This window comes from Pseudarthrobacter sp. MDT3-1 (genome assembly GCF_054510755.1).
This window is the reverse complement of record NZ_JBTNDX010000001.1, coordinates 1-16,929: the sequence shown is the minus strand read 5'-3', so window position 1 is coordinate 16,929 and position 16,929 is coordinate 1. Positions and strand designations below refer to the sequence as shown.

12 protein-coding genes are annotated in these 16,929 nt (G+C 67.1%); 8 read left to right on the top strand and 4 right to left on the bottom strand.

What is annotated here, in order from left to right; genetic code table 11:
• Positions 1-30 precede the first annotated feature (30 nt).
• The 4 genes from ACX80X_RS00060 to ACX80X_RS00045 form a co-directional block, all read right to left on the bottom strand.
• On the bottom strand, positions 31-1,410 hold the full coding sequence (locus ACX80X_RS00060; protein ID WP_252611246.1) for a M1 family metallopeptidase: 1,380 nt from the start codon (positions 1,408-1,410) through the stop codon (positions 31-33).
• Between the two features lie 52 nt (positions 1,411-1,462).
• On the bottom strand, positions 1,463-5,389 hold the full coding sequence (locus tag ACX80X_RS00055; RefSeq protein ID WP_459310986.1) for a Pls/PosA family non-ribosomal peptide synthetase: 3,927 nt from the start codon (positions 5,387-5,389) through the stop codon (positions 1,463-1,465).
• 187 nt (positions 5,390-5,576) lie between these two features.
• Positions 5,577-6,539, bottom strand: a complete 963-nt coding sequence (locus ACX80X_RS00050) for a quinone oxidoreductase family protein (RefSeq protein WP_252611248.1) — start codon at positions 6,537-6,539, stop codon at positions 5,577-5,579.
• A gap of 161 nt (positions 6,540-6,700) precedes the next feature.
• Positions 6,701-7,792 (bottom strand): fatty acid desaturase family protein, encoded by a 1,092-nt coding sequence (locus ACX80X_RS00045; RefSeq protein WP_104063390.1) that lies wholly within the window; start codon positions 7,790-7,792, stop codon positions 6,701-6,703.
• 176 nt (positions 7,793-7,968) lie between these two features.
• Here ACX80X_RS00045 and argC point away from each other — a divergent pair, with 176 nt between their 5' ends.
• From argC to argH, 8 genes are all read left to right on the top strand, one after another.
• The gene (argC, locus tag ACX80X_RS00040) at positions 7,969-9,000 is read left to right on the top strand and encodes an N-acetyl-gamma-glutamyl-phosphate reductase (protein WP_252602056.1); all 1,032 of its coding nucleotides are present in this window, start codon (positions 7,969-7,971) and stop codon (positions 8,998-9,000) included.
• Entirely contained in the window at positions 8,997-10,163 is a 1,167-nt protein-coding gene (gene argJ / locus ACX80X_RS00035; protein WP_459310923.1) for a bifunctional glutamate N-acetyltransferase/amino-acid acetyltransferase ArgJ, read from the top strand. Before argC ends, argJ begins: the two co-directional genes overlap by 4 nt.
• 43 nt (positions 10,164-10,206) lie before the next feature.
• Entirely contained in the window at positions 10,207-11,166 is a 960-nt protein-coding gene (gene argB / locus ACX80X_RS00030) for an acetylglutamate kinase (RefSeq protein ID WP_459310921.1), read from the top strand.
• Complete coding sequence (locus ACX80X_RS00025; RefSeq protein ID WP_252611260.1) at positions 11,163-12,437, top strand: acetylornithine transaminase; 1,275 nt, start codon at positions 11,163-11,165, stop codon at positions 12,435-12,437. The genes argB and ACX80X_RS00025 overlap by 4 nt, the downstream gene beginning before the upstream one ends.
• The gene (gene argF / locus ACX80X_RS00020; protein ID WP_252602045.1) at positions 12,434-13,471 is read left to right on the top strand and encodes an ornithine carbamoyltransferase; all 1,038 of its coding nucleotides are present in this window, start codon (positions 12,434-12,436) and stop codon (positions 13,469-13,471) included. Before ACX80X_RS00025 ends, argF begins: the two co-directional genes overlap by 4 nt.
• A complete protein-coding gene (locus ACX80X_RS00015) occupies positions 13,471-14,007 on the top strand; it encodes an arginine repressor (protein ID WP_056343008.1) in 537 nt (178 codons plus the stop codon). The genes argF and ACX80X_RS00015 overlap by 1 nt, the downstream gene beginning before the upstream one ends.
• A gap of 107 nt (positions 14,008-14,114) precedes the next feature.
• The gene (locus tag ACX80X_RS00010; RefSeq protein ID WP_252602038.1) at positions 14,115-15,320 is read left to right on the top strand and encodes an argininosuccinate synthase; all 1,206 of its coding nucleotides are present in this window, start codon (positions 14,115-14,117) and stop codon (positions 15,318-15,320) included.
• Between the two features lie 6 nt (positions 15,321-15,326).
• The gene (gene argH, locus ACX80X_RS00005; protein WP_252602035.1) at positions 15,327-16,766 is read left to right on the top strand and encodes an argininosuccinate lyase; all 1,440 of its coding nucleotides are present in this window, start codon (positions 15,327-15,329) and stop codon (positions 16,764-16,766) included.
• Positions 16,767-16,929: the final 163 nt, after the last annotated feature.

Below are 16,929 nucleotides of genomic sequence, written 5' to 3'. Positions count from 1 at the left end.
AGCGCACTTGCCCGTCACCGCACTTGCTGGTCAGCGCACCGGCAGCGGCGGAAGGGCGGCCTCGAGCAGCCACGGGTGCAGCAGCGCCTCGGTGTCCAGTCCGGTTGCCCGGTCCGCGGCGAGAATAAAGGCCGCCGTGGAAACTGAACCGTGACGGTGGGCATCTGTCCAGTCGTGCAGCAACGCAAAGAATGCCAGGTCGCCGCACCGGACCCGCAGGGCATGCAGGGCCAAGGCTCCCCGCTTGTAGACGCGGTCATCAAACATTAGCTCGGGCCCGGGGTCGCCCACGATAATGTCCTGGCTGCCGGCGGCCAGTTTCCGCCAGGCTGCGGCGGCCCGGTCCGCGACAGGGAGGACGCCCGCCTCCTCCGACCAGATCCACTCCGCATAGCAGGCGAAGCCCTCGTGGAGCCAGATGTCCGACCATGATGCGGCAGTGAGGGAGTTCCCGAACCACTGGTGCGCGAGCTCGTGGGCGATGAGCCGCTGGGATTCCCACTCCTGCGTCAGGTGGTTCCGGCCCAGAATGGAGAGCGTCTGCGCTTCAAGCGGTATTTCCAGCTCGTCTTCGGTCACCACCACGGAGTATTCCGGGAAAGGGTAGGGGCCGAAACAGCTGGCAAAGGTGCGCATCATCTCAGGCTGCCTGGCCAGGCCTTCGCGGGCCGTGTCGACCAGCAGCGCCGGGACGGCGGCGAACTGCGGAACCTGCCCGTCCACGGGGAAGGGAGTCAGGGCGAGGAACTCATAGCGGCCGATCTGGACCGTGGCCAGGTAGGTGGCCATGGGCTCGGCCTGTTCGTAGACCCAGGTCTCGCGGCTGGCCCTGCTGGTGTGGGAGATCAGGGTGCCGTTACACACGGCCCGGTAATTGGCGTCGGTGGTCACACTGATCCGGTAGCTGGCCTTGTCACCGGGGTGGTCGTTGCACGGGAACCAGGAGGCGGCGCCGTTCGGCTGGCCGGCCACAAGGACGCCGTCGGTGAGTTCCTCCCAGCCCACCTCGCCCCAGAACCCGCGCCGGGGACCGGGGTTGCCTTCGTAGCGGATGTCGAGGGTAAATTCCTCGCCCGCGGGCAGCGCGGCCTCGGGCACAATGACCAACTGCCCGGCGCGCTGGCTGAACTTTTTTACCCGGCGCCCGCTGAGCTGGATCTTCGTGGCCCGGAGCCCGATCAGGTCCAGTACGAGGGCCGCCGTCGCGTACTGGGTGACGGCGGTCAGGACCGCGCGCCCGTTCAGGCGGTTACTGCTGAGCTTGTAGTCAAGGTCCAGTTCGTAGCGGCTGACCTTGTACGCGTTTGTGCCATGGCCGGGCATATAGGGGTCGGGCGAAGATGCGCCGTGCTCCGAGGTGCGTGCAGGGCCGTTACTGGCGGCCGTGGGGCTCGGTGCGGGGGAACTCATAAGACGGTCTTTCCGATCAGCGTAGGGCGGCAGGACAGCTGGTACTGCGGGGCTAGCGTGGTTTGGGAGCGGACGCTGCGGGACCGCTCCAGGGGCTCACCGGGTTGCCCATCCAATAGGTCGCGGCGGGAACGGATTCGCCCCGCATCACCAGCGAGGCCGGTCCTACAGTTCCACCGCTGCCGATGCTCGCCTGCGGCAGGATGACGCCGTGGGGGCCCATGGTTGCTCCGTCTTCGAGGGTAACAGTGTCCAGGCTCATGACCCGGTCATGGAACAGGTGGGTTTGGACCACACAGCCACGGTTGACGGTGGAGTTCCGCCCGAGGGTGACCAGGTCCGCTTCGGGAAGCCAGTAGCTTTCGCACCACGTGCCGCGGCCGATCCGGGCGCCGAGCGCCCGGAGCCACCAGACCAGGGCCGGGGTCCCGGTGGCTGCCCGCGCGAACCAGGGGGCGCTGACCATTTCGATAAACGTATCGACCACCTCGTTGCGCCAAATGAAGGAGCTCCAGAGCGGGTGCTCGCCGGCACGGATCCGGCCCACGAGGACCCACTTGGCGACGACGGCGCTGCCGGCGGCAACCGCGCCCGCCAGCAGCATCACGACGCCGCCCAGGGCTGCGGCAATCCCGTAGTTGTAGGCGGCGGCCAGCCAGTCAAAAGCAAGCATCACGCCGGCGGCGATCGCCACCGTTACCACCACGGGGATGAAGCGGCCCAGTTCCCAGAGGCAGCGGGCAAACTTGAGCCGCAGCGGCGGCTGGTACGTGCGGGTGTCGTCCGAGGCGATGGCGGTGCGCCGGAGCCGCACAGGCGGGCTGCCCAACCAGGAGGTCCCGGACTTGGCTTTGGCCGGTGTGGCCGACAGGACGGCGACGAGTGAGTTCTTGGGGACATTCCTGCCGGCAGCGGTCATGCCCGAGTTGCCCAGGAAGGAGCGCTTGCCGATCTTCGCGGGCGCAATCCGCAGCCACCCGCCGTCGAGCTCGTAGGAGGCCACCATGGTGTCGTCGGCCAGGAAGGCGCCCTCGCCCACGGTGGTCATCTTGGGGATGAGCAGGACCGTGGAGGCTTCGACGTTCTTGCCGATCTTGGCGCCCAGCAGGCGCAGCCAGACCGGAGTGAAGAGACTGGCATAAACGGGGAAGAGCAGGTCGCGGGCCAGGTCCAGCACACGTTCCGTGGCCCAGACCTGCCAGCCGATCCGGCTGCGGACGCGGTAGTAGCCCTCCGCCAGGCCGGTGCCGAGCATCCGGGTGGTGACCAAAATCAGCAGGAGGTTGACGACGAACCACACGAGGGCCGCGGGTGCGAGGGCCTGCAGGAGTTGCGGGACGGCTGCGGAGAGCGATTCGCTGCCTTGGATAAAGGCAAAGACCACCAGTGCCGCGGCGGCGGCGGAGACGTAAGGGATCAGGGCCAGCACGGCTGAAGCCATGGCGAATCCGGCGAACCAGAGCCGGCCAATCAGCCGATGTTCGGCAGGAGTGTCCGGCAGCGAGTGCTTGGCCTTGCCCCGGCGCTCGGCGGGGGAGCCGGCCACGTGGTGGCCGGCCTTTACTTTGCCGAGGACGGCCGAGCCGGGCTCCACCTGGGCTCCGGCGCCGATGGAAGCGCCGGGCATCAGCGTGCTGCGCGCCCCGACGCTGGCTCCTGCCCCGATATGGACGGCCCCGATGTGGACGATGTCCCCGTCGATCCACCAACCGGAAAGATCCACTTCAGGCTCGACGTTGGAGCCGCTGCCGAGGGAAAGCATCCCGGTGACAGGCGGCAGTGAGTGCAGTTGGACGTTGTTGCCGATCTTGGCGCCCAACGCCCGGGCGTAGTACGGCACCCATGGTGCGCTGGCGAGGCTGATGGCCCCGGCGAGGTCCTGGATCTGTTCGGCCAGCCAGAGGCGCACGTGCACCCGTCCGGAGCGCGGGTACGTTCCCGGCCCCACCTTCCGGAGCAGCATCCGGGCCGCGGCCACGGAAATCAGCATACGGCCGGCCGGGGAGACGAAGACGAGCCAGGAGGCGGCCACCCACCACCAGGAAACTGTGGGGGCAGCGCTGAAGCCGGCCAATGCGGCCAGCACGTTGTTAGCCGCCATGAGGTAGGTCAGCCAGCGCATCCCCACCAGGATGTGCAAGGGAATGCCCATCAGCGTCTGGAAGACCTGGGACTTAAACGCGGTGGGGCGTACAGTCCGGGACGGCGCCGGCCCGGTGGCCACTCCGTCGGGAAGGGTCTGGCGGGCCGCATCAATCAGAGCACCGATCCTGGGTGTGGCATAAATGTCGGCGACCGTGATGGTCGGGTACCGGACCCTGAGGGCGGAGACCAGCTGGGCAGCGGACAGGGAGCCGCCGCCATAGGCGAAAAAGTCGGCGTCGAGGCTTGTTACGGTGCTGCCAAGGACTGCAGTCCACTGTTCGGCCACCCAGGAGGCATCTTCGGGGAGGTTCAAGGGGGCAGCGTCGGCCTCCGCCGCACCGGTCCCGCTCAGCGGCCAGGGCAGGGCGTGGCGGTCCACCTTGCCGCTGGTCTTGGTGGGCAGGGAGTCGACGACGGTCAGCAGCGGAATGAGGGGCGCGGGGAGGCTCTCTGCCAGGAGCTCGCGGGCGGCCGCCAGATCCAGGTCAGCGTCCGCGGCGGCCAGGTAGCCCACCAGGATCTGGTTGCCCGCAGCGGTTGTCCGTACTGCCGCGGCAGCTCCGGCAACGTGCGGGAGGGCCTGCAGGGCGGCGTCAATTTCGCCCAGTTCGATCCGGCGGCCACCGAGCTTGACCTGTTCGTCGGCGCGGCCCATAAAGATCAGTCCGGCGGCTTCGTAGCGGACCAGGTCGCCTGAACGGTAGGCGCGATCCCAGCCGAAGGACGGCATGGGCGCGTACTTCTCCCGGTCCTTGTCCGGGTCAAGGTAACGGGCCAGTCCGACGCCGCCGATGATCAGTTCGCCGATCTCCCCTTCGCCGACGGGCAGTCCTTCAGCATCCACCACGGCCAGGTCCCAGCCGTCCAGGGGCAGTCCGATCCGGACTGGACCGGGGCCACCCAGGGGAGCCGCGCAGGCCACTACCGTGGCCTCCGTGGGGCCGTAGGTGTTCCAGACTTCACGGCCCGGGATGGCAAGCCGCTCGGCCAGCTCGGGCGGGCAGGCCTCGCCGCCGAAAATCAGGAGCCGGACGCTCTCCAAGGACTCGGCCGGCCAGAGGGCAGCCAACGTAGGAACGGTGGACACTGCGGTGATGCCGTGGCTGATGAGCCACGGGCCGAGGTCCGTTCCGGTCCTGACCAGGGCCCGCGGTGCGGGCACCAGGCAGGCGCCGTGACGCCAGGCAAGCCACATTTCCTCACACGAGGCATCAAAGGCGACCGAAAGCCCTGCCAGTACCCTGTCCTGCGGGCCGAGGGGCTCCGCCTGCAGGAAGATCCGGGCTTCGGCGTCAACAAAGGCGGCGGCGGAGCGGTGCTGGACCGCGACGCCCTTGGGCGTGCCGGTGGAACCGGAGGTAAAGATCACCCACGCGTCATCGCCGGGCTCGGCGGAACGGCCTTCGGCATCACGATGCTCGGCTTCACCGCGTTCCGGGGAGTCAGGGACGGAGACCGCGGCCCCACCCGTGAGCACTGCGGCTACGCCAGCCTCACCCGCGAGCACTGCGGCTACGCCAGCCTCACCCGTGAGCACTGCGGCTACGCCAGCCTCACCGAAAACGAGCCGGGCACGTTCCTCAGGGTCGTCAGCGTCCACAGGAACGTAGGCGGCACCGATGTGCAGGATAGCGAGAATCGAGATGTAGAGCTCGCTGGTCCCGGACGGAATGCGCACACCTATCCTGTCGCCGGCGCCCAGCCCGGCGGCCTGGAGCTCCCGTCCTTTGGCCCGGACCGCGGTCATCAGGTCGGCGTAGCTCAGCGAACGCCGGCCGTCGTCGAGCGCTGAGGCCTCCGGGAAACGTGCCGCCGAGTCCGCCAGGATGGCCATGAGGGTCCGCTCGGGCGGGGCCAGAGGAAAACCGGCCAGCTGGGGGCGGTAGGGATCCTCCGGCAGGGATGCTACGACGTTTGACTGATGCTCACTCACGGACGGATTCTGCCTGAGTAGAGTGAACGCAAGGTGTCCAGAATTAGTTGAATATTCATGTTCTGTTCACGCGCGCTGCCTGTATCCATTAGGGAACCAGCAGGACCTTGCCCGTGGTGCGCCGGCCCTCGAGGTCCTCATGGGAACGCCGTGCCTCGGCCAGTGGGTAGGTGGCGCCGATCCGTACGTTCAAGTGCCCCTTTTCTGCGGCGGCGAAGATCTCCGCCGAGCGCCAGCGGCGCTCCTGCTCGTTGAGCAGGAAGTGGGCTAGGGACGGACGCGTCAGCGTCAGCGAACCGCCGGCGTTGAGGCGCTGCGGATCCACCGGCGGAACGGCCCCGGAGGCTGCCCCGAACAGGACCAGCATGCCTCGTGTGCGGAGGCAGGAGAGGGACCCGTCAAAGGTGTTCCGGCCGACGCCGTCGTACACCACGTCCACGCCCTTCCCGTTGGTGAGTTCGCGGACATGGTGGGGGAAGCCCTCGTACCGCAGCACATGGTCGGCCCCGGCGTCGCGGGCAAGTTCTTCCTTGGCCTCCGAGGAAACCGTAGTGATGACACGGGCGCCCCTCTCCTTCAGCAGCTGGATCAGCAGCAGGCCGACGCCGCCGGCACCCGCGTGCGTCAGTACTGTGTGGCCCGGTTCGACCTTGAAGGAGGAATTGATGAGGTAGTGGGCGGTCATGCCTTGGAGCGGCAAGGCAGCCGCCGTTAGGTCGTCGACGCCGTCCGGCACCGGAAGTGCCTTGGCCGCATCGAGCACCGCGTAGCCGGCGTAGCATTTAGTGGCCTCGGCCGTGGCCACCCTGCTGCCGACTGCGAAGTTTTCGGTGCCTTCGCCGAGCTCTTCTACAGTCCCAGCGGCTTCCGAGCCAGGCGTAAAGGGGAACGGGACCTGGTACATGCCCCCGCGCTGGTAGGTGTCGATGAAGTTCACCCCGGCTGCCGCCACCTTGATGAGCAACTGGCCGGGACCCGGCGTCGGTCGGTCCACCTCGGCGATCTCGAGGACTTCCGGACCTCCGGACTGGCGGGCAACGATGGCTTGCATAAAAAGGTCTCCTCTCCGGGCGGGGGTTTCCCGCGGCCGGTGTCTCTGACCATCCTAGGGATACCGCTACCGACGACGAAGCGACGGCCGGTAGCCGGCCGTCGCTTCGGGTCATACGGGGCAGAGTCATTCGGGGGAGCCCGCGTGGCTCGGGGTGCGTGCTAGAACCGCCGGGTCACCGTTGCCATGGGGCACTCGAAGTGGCGTCCTGCAGCAAGGCCTACATCGTTCAGGTATCGGACGATGATGCCGTAGGACTGCAGCAGCGTGGTTTCCGTGTAGGGAACCTGGTGCTTCTTGCAGTACTCGCGGACAATCTTGGCTGCCTTATCCAGCTGGGGGCGTGCCATGTCCGGGAAGAGGTGGTGCTCAGCCTGGCGATTCAGGCCGCCGAGCAGGATGTCCATAAACCGGCCACCGGAGATGTTCCGTGACGTCAGGACCTGGCGGCTGAAGAAGTCCACGCGGCTGTCCGCGGGCAGGACCGGCATGCCCTTGTGGTTCGGCGCGAAGGAAGCACCCATGTAGAAACCGAAGACGGCGAGCTGCACGCCGATGAACGCGAACGCCATTCCGAGCGGCAGGAACGTGAAGGCCAGCACGGGCAGGAGGCTAAGCCGGACCAGCAAAATGGGAAGCTCTACCCATCGGTGTGTCACCTTGGCCCGGCGGAAGACGAACTTCACGGAATCGATCTGCAGCCCCAGGCCAACAAGGAACAGTAGCGGGAAGAAGAACCAGCCCTGCTTGCGGGTCAGGAACGAAAACCTGCCCTGCCGCGTGGCGGCACCTTCGGTGTGGAAGGCGATGGCCCCCGTGGCAATGTCAGGATCCTTCGAAATGACGTTGGGGTGGTTGTGGTGGGCGCCGTGCTTCTGCTCCCACCAGGAATAGCTCATGCCGGCAACCGAGGTGGCCAGGATCCGGGCGGTCCAGTCGTTGGCCCGGCGCGACGCGAAGATCTGGCGGTGCCCGGCCTCGTGGGCCAGGAAACTCAGCTGTGTGCAGAGGACCCCGACGGCCGCGGCGATGAGGAGCTGGAACCAGCTGTCGCCGATCAGGGCAAAACCGAACCAGGTGGCGGCCATGAGGAGTACCAGGCTGGCAAAGAGCGTGATGTAGAAACCGACGCGGCGTTCCAGCAGGCCTTCAGCCTTGACGCTCTTTAACAGCTCCGAATAGCTCAGGACAACGGCGTTGGGCTGCCGGACACGCGATTTTGGGCGCTCTGACGTGGGAAGGGTGGTGGTCATGGAGCGGGGCCTCGTAACTGTTTCGGGCAACGCTGCAGCCGACATTCGGACTGCACGGTCATGATCACCCTCACCCCATCTTACGCCTGCTTGTCCAGCGGCCCCCGGGGAATCGATGCCGACATCGATGCATAAATATCGGGCACACTGAATACTTTTGCTGTAAGATTCACGGCATGACTATTTCTGTTGCCGTCTCCGGTGCCAGCGGCTACGCCGGGGGAGAAGTCCTGCGGCTCCTGGCGGGACATCCGGACGTGACCATCGGTGCCATCACCGCGCACAGCAACGCAGGCTCCCGCCTTGGCGAGCTGCAGCCGCACCTGCACGGACTGGCCAGCCGCATCCTGGAAGACACCACCGTGGAGAATCTCTCCGGGCACGATGTGGTGTTCCTGGCACTTCCGCACGGTGCTTCCGCCGAGATCGCGGCACAGCTCCCCGAAGGCACAGTTGTGATCGACGCCGGCGCAGACCACCGCCTCGAGGATCCAACCGCGTGGGAAAAATTCTACGGCTCGGCCCACGCCGGAACGTGGCCCTACGGTCTGCCGGAGCTCCCCGGCCAGCGCGAGGCCCTCAAGGGCGCCACGCGGATCGCCGTCCCGGGCTGCTACCCGACGTCGGCCCTCCTGGCACTGGCGCCCGGGTTCGCCGCCAAAATGCTCCAGCCCGACGACGTCGTGATCATTTCCGCCTCCGGCACCTCGGGTGCGGGCAAGGCCGCGAAGGTGAACCTCATCGGTTCTGAGGTGATGGGCTCCATGAGCCCGTACGGCGTGGGCGGCGGCCACCGCCACACCCCCGAGATTGAACAGGGCCTCTCCAATGCTGCCGGCGAGAGTGTCACGGTGTCCTTCACCCCGACGCTCGCGCCTATGAGCCGCGGCATCCTCACCACTGCCACCGCGAAGGTCAAGCCCGGCACCTCGGCGGCGGACCTCCGCCAGGCGTGGGCTGATGCCTACGACGACGAACCGTTTGTCCACCTCCTGCCGGAAGGGCAGTGGCCCGCCACCAAGTCGGTCCAGGGCTCCAACCACGCGGCCATGCAGTTGGCGCTGGATGAGCACACGGGCCGCGTGGTTGTGACATGCGTCATTGATAACCTGACCAAGGGAACTGCCGGCGGCGCCGTGCAGTCCATGAACATTGCCCTTGGCCTGCCGGAAACCGCCGGCCTCAACCTGCAGGGAGTTGCGCCGTGACCGTTACCGCCCCCCTGGGATTCCGCGCCGCAGGCGTCACCGCCGGCCTGAAGACGTCCGGTAAGCCGGACTTCGCCCTGGTCGTCAACGATGGCCCGTCCAAGGCGGCGGCCGCCGTCTTCACCAGCAACCGTGTGGCCGCGGCTCCCGTCCACTGGTCCCGCCAGGTCGTCTCGGACGGCCGTGTGGACGCAGTGGTCCTCAACTCCGGCGGTGCCAATGCCTGCACCGGTCCCCAAGGGTTCCAGAACACCCACAGCACGGCCGAAAAAGTGGCCGCGGTCCTCGGCATCTCGGCGACGGACGTGTTTGTCTGTTCCACCGGCCTGATCGGCGAGCAGTTGCCCATGGACAAGATCCTCCCGGGCGTCGAAGCTGCCTCGGCAGCGCTCAGCACGGACGGTGGGCCGGATGCGGCCAACGCCATCATGACCACAGACTCGGTGCCCAAGTCCGCGCTGTTCATCGGCACGGACGCCGACGGCCAGGAGTTCACCATCGGCGGCATCGCCAAGGGCGCGGGCATGCTGGCACCCGGTCTGGCCACCATGCTGGTGGTCCTCACCACCGACGCCGACGTCGAAGCGGAAATGCTCGACGTCGTCCTCCGCGATGCCACGCGCGTCACCTTCGACCGGGCTGATTCGGACGGCTGCATGTCCACCAATGACACCGTGGTGTTGCTGGCTTCCGGCGCTTCCGGCGCCGTCCCGTCCGCGGAAACCTTTGGTGCCGGGCTGACCCAGGTGTGCGCCGAACTGGCGCGCAAGCTGATCGGGGACGCCGAAGGCGCCAGCCATGACATCGCCATCCGTACCTTCAACGCGGCCAGCGAGCGGGACGCCGAAACCGTCAGCCGCTCCGTGGCCCGGTCCAACCTGTTCAAGGCAGCCATCTTCGGCAAGGACCCCAACTGGGGCCGCGTATTGTCCGCCGTGGGCACCACGGACGCCGAGTTCGAACCGGACCAGCTGAACGTCGCCATCAACGGCATCCAGATCTGCCGCAACGGCAGCATCGGTGACGACCGAAACCTGGTTGACCTGGAACCCCGCGAAGTCCTGGTGGAAATTGACCTTCAGTCCGGTGACGCCGAAGCCACCATCTGGACCAACGACCTCACCCACGACTACGTCCACGAGAACAGCGCCTACTCGAGCTGATCCTCAAGCTAGATCCACCAGCAATCCTGGAGATACTGCACGCATGAACACCCAGACCCGTGAAACGACGTCCATGAGTGATGCCCAAAGCAAGGCCGGCACGCTGATCGAGGCGCTCCCTTGGATCCAGCGGTTCGCCGGCACCACCATGGTGATCAAATACGGCGGCAACGCCATGGTCAATGACGAACTGCGCCGTGCGTTCGCTGAAGACGTGGTGTTCCTGCACCATGTGGGCATCCACCCCGTGGTGGTCCACGGCGGCGGCCCCCAGATCAACTCCATGCTGGCGCGGCTGGGAATCGAGTCCGAGTTCAAAGGCGGCCTCCGCGTCACCACCCCCGAGGCCATGGACGTGGTCCGGATGGTCCTCACCGGCCAGGTGGGCCGCGAACTGGTGGGCCTGATCAATTCCCACGGCCCCTACGCCGTGGGAATGTCCGGCGAAGACGGCGGTCTGCTCCGCGCCGTCCGGACCGGCACTGTCATTGACGGCGAGGAAGTGGACCTGGGCCTGGTGGGCGAAGTTGTCGGCGTCAACCCCGAGGGCATCCTGGACATCCTGGCCGCCGGCCGAATTCCCGTGATCTCCACCGTGGCCCCAGAAATCGAGTCCGACGGCGTCGAAACGGCAGCCGGAGAGGTCCAGACCACAGGCCAGGTCCTGAACGTCAACGCGGATACTGCTGCGGCGGCCCTGGCCGAAGCGTTGGGGGCGTCCAAACTGGTGATCCTCACCGACGTCGAAGGACTGTACGCCAACTGGCCGGACCGGTCCTCGCTCATCTCCTCCCTCACGGCCTCGGAGCTGCGCCAGCTGCTGCCCTCCTTGGAATCGGGCATGATCCCCAAGATGGAGGCATGCCTCAAGGCGATTGACGGCGGAGTGGAACGCGCGCACATCGTGGACGGCCGTCTGCCGCATTCCATGCTCCTGGAAACATTCACGACGGCGGGCATCGGCACGCAGGTCGTGCCCGACGAGGAAGTGAAAGCATCGTGACCGACACAGAACTAAGCCATTCCGTTGCGGAGGCCGCCGCAAGCGCGCTCGTTGGCCACACCAGCGGAGCTGATTGGCTAAAGCGCTACGCCACGTCCCTGATGGGCGTTTTTGGTACCCCGCAGCGTGTCCTGGTCCGCGGTGCCGGCTGCCTGGTCTGGGACGCCGACGGCAAGGAATACCTGGACCTGCTCGGCGGTATCGCCGTCAATGCCCTGGGCCACGCCCACCCGTTTGTCACCTCAGTGATTTCCAGCCAGCTGGCCACGCTGGGGCACGTCTCCAATTTCTTCACCAGCCCCACCCAGATCGCGCTGGCCGAAAAGCTGCTGTCACTGACGCACGCCCCGGCGGGCTCCAAGGTTTTCTTCGCCAACTCGGGAACCGAAGCGGTCGAGGCCGCCTTCAAACTGGCGCGGCGCAATGGCACGGGCCCGGACGGCGCCGCGGGCAAGCGCACCAAGATCATCGCCCTGGAAGGTGCCTTCCACGGCCGCACCATGGGTGCCCTGGCCCTGACCGCCAAGGAAGCCTACCGCGCACCGTTCGAGCCGCTGCCCGGCGGTGTGGTCCACATCCCGTTCGGAGACATTGACGCCCTCGAAGCCGCAGTTGACGAGACCGTGGCCGCTGTCTTCCTGGAGCCCATCCAGGGCGAAGCCGGAGTACGTCCACTGCCCCCGGGCTACCTGAAGGCAGCCCGCGAGGCCACCACCAAGGCCGGCGCCCTGCTGATCCTGGACGAGGTCCAGACCGGAATCGGCCGCACCGGCAAATGGCTCGCTACGGAGGACACCGGGATTGTTCCCGACGCCATCACCCTGGCCAAAGGCCTCGGCGGCGGCTTCCCCATCGGCGCGCTGCTCACGTTCGGTGAGCAGACGTCGTCGCTGCTGACCGCAGGCCAGCACGGCACCACCTTCGGCGGCAACCCGGTGGCGACGGCGGCCGCGCTGGCCACGCTGCACGCGATCGAAAGCCAGCGGGTACTGGAAAATGTTGCTGCCGTGGGGGACTACCTCCGCGCCGGACTCGCCGCCGTCGACGGCGTCACCGAAGTCCGAGGCGAAGGCCTGCTCATCGGCTTCGACCTGGACTCCGACGTGGCCCCCGTCGTGGTGACCGCCGGCCTTGACGCCGGCTTCATCGTCAATAGCGCCGGCCCGCGCACCATCCGGCTTGCCCCGCCGCTGATCCTCACCCAAGACCAGGCAGGCACCTTCCTTGCCGCCCTCCCGGCAATCCTCCAGACAGCTAAGGACGCGCAGTGACCCCTTTAGTTTCTTCCGCCGGTACAGCACCCAACAGCACCCGCCACTTCCTGAAGGACACGGACCTCAGCCCCGCTGAGCAGGCCGAAGTCCTGGATCTTGCCGTCCGCATGAAGGCAGCGCCCTACAGCGTGCAGCCTTTCGCCGGAGAGGGGAACGGCCGCAAGACCGTGGCCGTCATCTTCGACAAGACCTCCACCCGGACGCGCGTTTCGTTCGCCACGGGCATCGCGGACATGGGCGGCAACGCCCTGATCATCAACCCCGGCGAGGCACAGATCGGCCATAAGGAATCTGTCGAGGACACCGCCAAGGTCCTGGAGCGCATGGTCTCCACCATTGTGTGGCGCACCGGGGCGCACTCGGGCCTGGTGGCGATGGCGGAAAACTCCAAGGTGCCGGTCATCAACGCCCTGTGCGATGACTACCACCCCTGCCAGCTCCTCGCCGACCTGCTCGCCGTGAAGGAGCACAAGGGCGAACTCAAGGGCCTCACCATGACCTACCTGGGCGACGCCGCGAACAACATGGCCAACTCGTATCTCCTGGCGGGCGTCACCGCGGGGATGCACGTCCGCATCGCCGGGCCGGAAGGCTACCTCCCGGCCGCGGACATCGTGGCCGCGGCCGAGGAACGAGCCGCCCAGACCGGCGGTTCCGTGCTGGTCACCACCGACGCCGCCGCTGCCCTCAAGGGTGCGGACGTTGTGGCCACGGACACCTGGGTCTCCATGGGCCAGGAAACCGAAAAGGAAGCCCGGCTGCAGCTGTTCCGGGAGTACTCCGTCGATGAGGCGGCCATGGCACACGCGGCGGACGACGCCGTCGTGCTTCACTGCCTGCCCGCGTACCGCGGCTACGAGATTTCGGCGGGCGTCATCGACGGCCCGCAGTCGATCGTGTGGGACGAAGCCGAGAACCGGCTGCACGCGCAGAAGGCCCTGATGGCCTGGCTGATGCACCAGTCCGGGCTCGCCGTCGTCGAAGGCCTGGCCCTGGTGGACGGGCTGGCGCCACAGGAGGTTGGCAACTAGTGTCCGTCCCGCCGGCATCGCCGGGCTCCAGCCCGGCCACCAAAACGGCCCGCCAGGCGCGCATCACCGCCATCCTGACGGGTGAATCGGTGCGCTCCCAGGCGGAGCTGGCCGCTTTGCTGGCGGACGACGGCGTACAGGTCACCCAGGCCACGCTGTCCCGGGACCTCGTGGAACTCGGCGCCGTCCGGGTCCGCGGCAAGGAAGGCGTGCTGGTTTACGCCGTCCCCGGCGAGGGCGGCGAACGTGCGGCCAAGAGCGGGGTCAGCCAGGAGATCCTGGATGCCCGGCTTGCCCGGCTGTGCAGTGAACTCCTGGTCACGGCGGAAGCCTCGGCCAACATCGCGGTGCTCCGGACCCCGCCCGGTGCGGCCAACTTCCTGGCCCTGGCCATTGACCACTCGGTGATGCCCTCCATCCTGGGGACCATTGCCGGTGACGACACCGTGCTGCTGGTTTCCCGGGATCCGCAGGGCGGGCAGGACCTCGCGGTCCGGTTCCTGCAGCTCGCCGAGGAAGCCGGCGGCGGCCAGTAGGCCCACACCGCCCGAACACGCTCCCGGTGTGACAGGCTTTCCCCAGAACGTTTTTCCCTGAAGAATTTCCCCGATCAACATCTACAACCCCAATTAGGAGCATTTTCGTGACTGAGCGCATTGTTCTGGCCTACTCCGGTGGCCTCGATACTTCCGTGGCCATCGGCTGGATCGGTGAAGCCACCGGTGCCGAGGTCATCGCCGTGGCGGTCGACGTCGGACAGGGCGGCGAGTCGCTGGAGACCATCCGCCAGCGCGCCCTCGGCTGCGGCGCCGTCGAAGCCTACGTGGCCGACGCGTCCGACGAGTTCGCCAACGAATATTGCATGCCCACGCTGAAGGCCAACGCCCTCTACCAGGGCCACTACCCGCTGGTTTCGGCCATCTCCCGGCCGGTCATCGTCAAGCACCTGGTCAAGGCCGCCCGTGAATTCGGCGCCACCACCGTGGCCCACGGCTGCACCGGCAAGGGCAACGACCAGGTCCGCTTTGAGGTGGGCATCCAGACCCTCGGCCCGGACCTGAAGTGCATCGCACCGGTCCGCGACCTCGCCCTCACCCGCGACAAGGCCATCGCCTTCGCCGAGGAAAAGGGACTGCCGATCGAGACCACCAAGAAGAACCCGTACTCGATCGACCAGAACGTCTGGGGACGCGCCGTCGAAACCGGTTACCTCGAGGACATCTGGAACGCGCCCACCAAGGACATCTACGACTACACCGCGACGCCGGAGTTCCCGCCGGCCCCGGATGAGGTCACCATTTCCTTCGAAGCCGGCGTGCCGGTAGCGATCGACGGCGTCCGGGTCACCCCGCTGCAGGCCATCAAGGAACTGAACCGCCGTGCCGGCGCGCAGGGCGTGGGCCGGATCGACGTCGTCGAGGACCGCCTCGTGGGCATCAAGTCCCGCGAAATCTACGAAGCCCCCGGTGCCATGGCGCTGATCACCGCGCACAAGCACCTCGAGGACATCACCGTCGAGCGCGAGCAGGCCCGCTTCAAGGCCTCTGTTGGCCAGCGCTGGGCCGAGCTGGTCTACGACGGCCAGTGGTTCTCACCGCTCAAGCGCTCCCTGGACGCGTTCATCGAAGACACCCAGAAGTACGTCACCGGCGACATCCGCATGGTGCTGCACGGTGGACAGGCGATCGTCAACGGCCGCCGCTCCGAGACCTCGCTCTACGACTTCGACCTCGCCACCTACGACACCGGCGACACGTTCGACCAGTCCATGGCGCGCGGCTTCATCGAGCTGTGGGGCATGTCCGCCAAGGTTGCCTCAGGCCGCGATATCCGCGTCGCAGGAAAGTAAATATCGGTGGTTGAGCCTGTCGAAACCCCGAAATCCGACGCGACCAACACCGGCGCACTGTGGGGCGGCCGGTTCGCCGGCGGCCCCGCGGACGCCCTCGCGGCCCTGAGCAAGTCCACGCACTTTGACTGGCGGCTGGCCCGCTACGACATCGCCGGCTCCAAAGCGCACGCCCGCGTGCTGCACAAGGCCGGGCTGCTGGACGACGCCGAACTCGACGGCATGCTGGACGCCCTGGGCCGGCTGGATGACGACGTCGCCTCCGGCGCGTACCTGCCGGCCGAGTCCGACGAGGACGTGCACGGGTCACTGGAACGCGGCCTGATCGAGCGCGCCGGCACCCAGCTGGGCGGCAAGCTCCGCGCCGGCCGGTCCCGCAACGACCAGGTGGCCACGCTGGGCCGCATGTTCCTGCGTGACCACGCCCGGATCATCGCGCGCGGCGTGCTGGCAACCATCGAGGCCCTGGTGGAGCAGGCCAAGGCCCATCAGGGTGTGGCCATGCCCGGCCGCACACACCTGCAGCATGCCCAGCCCATCCTGCTCAGCCACCACCTGCTCGCCCATGCCTGGGCGCTGCTGCGCGATGTGCAGCGGCTCCAGGACTGGGACAAGCGTGCGGGGGTTTCGCCTTACGGCTCCGGCGCCCTCGCGGGCTCGTCCCTGGGCCTCGACCCGGAGGCCGTCGCGGCAGACCTGGGCTTCTTCTCCGCCACCCACAACTCGATTGACGGCACCGCATCCCGCGACGTCTTCGCCGAGTTCGCGTGGGTTACGGCCATGATCGGCGTGGACTTGTCCCGCGTCTCGGAGGAAGTCATCCTGTGGGCCACGAAGGAGTTCTCCTTTGTGACCCTGCACGATTCCTACTCCACCGGTTCCTCGATCATGCCGCAGAAGAAGAACCCCGATGTCGCCGAGCTCGCCCGCGGCAAGGCAGGGCGCCTGATCGGCAACCTGACCGGGCTGCTGGCCACGCTCAAGGGCCTGCCGCTCGCGTACAACCGCGACCTGCAGGAGGACAAGGAGCCGGTCTTCGACGCCGCCGACACCCTGGAGCTGCTGCTTCCGGCTGTCTCGGGCATGATCGCGACGCTGAAGTTCAACACGGAACGGATGGAGTCGCTGGCACCGCAGGGCTTCGCGCTGGCCACGGACATTGCCGAGTGGCTGGTCCGCCAGGGCGTTCCGTTCCGCGAGGCGCACGAGCTCTCCGGAGCAGCGGTCAAGCAGGCCGAAAGCCGCGACGTGGAGTTGTGGGACCTGACGGATGAGGAATACGCCGCCATCTCGGAGCACCTGACACCGGAGGTCCGCACGGTCCTGTCCACCGAAGGGTCGCTCAACAGCCGCAACTCACAGGGCGGCACCGCACCCGCCGCCGTCGAACGCCAGCTGCTCGCGCTGGAAGGCGAGCTCGCCGGCGTGCGGGACTACGCAGCCTAACCCCCAAACGCTCTCTCAGTTGATGCAGCATTTTGGCCAACGCTCTCTCACTTTCCTCAAGAAAGTGAGAGAGCGTCCCTCTCCGTCAAGCTGGTTGTGAGTCATTCATTAACTTTTTGATTGAAGGAGCCGGCGATGCCCGTTGATAACAAGGGTTTTACGC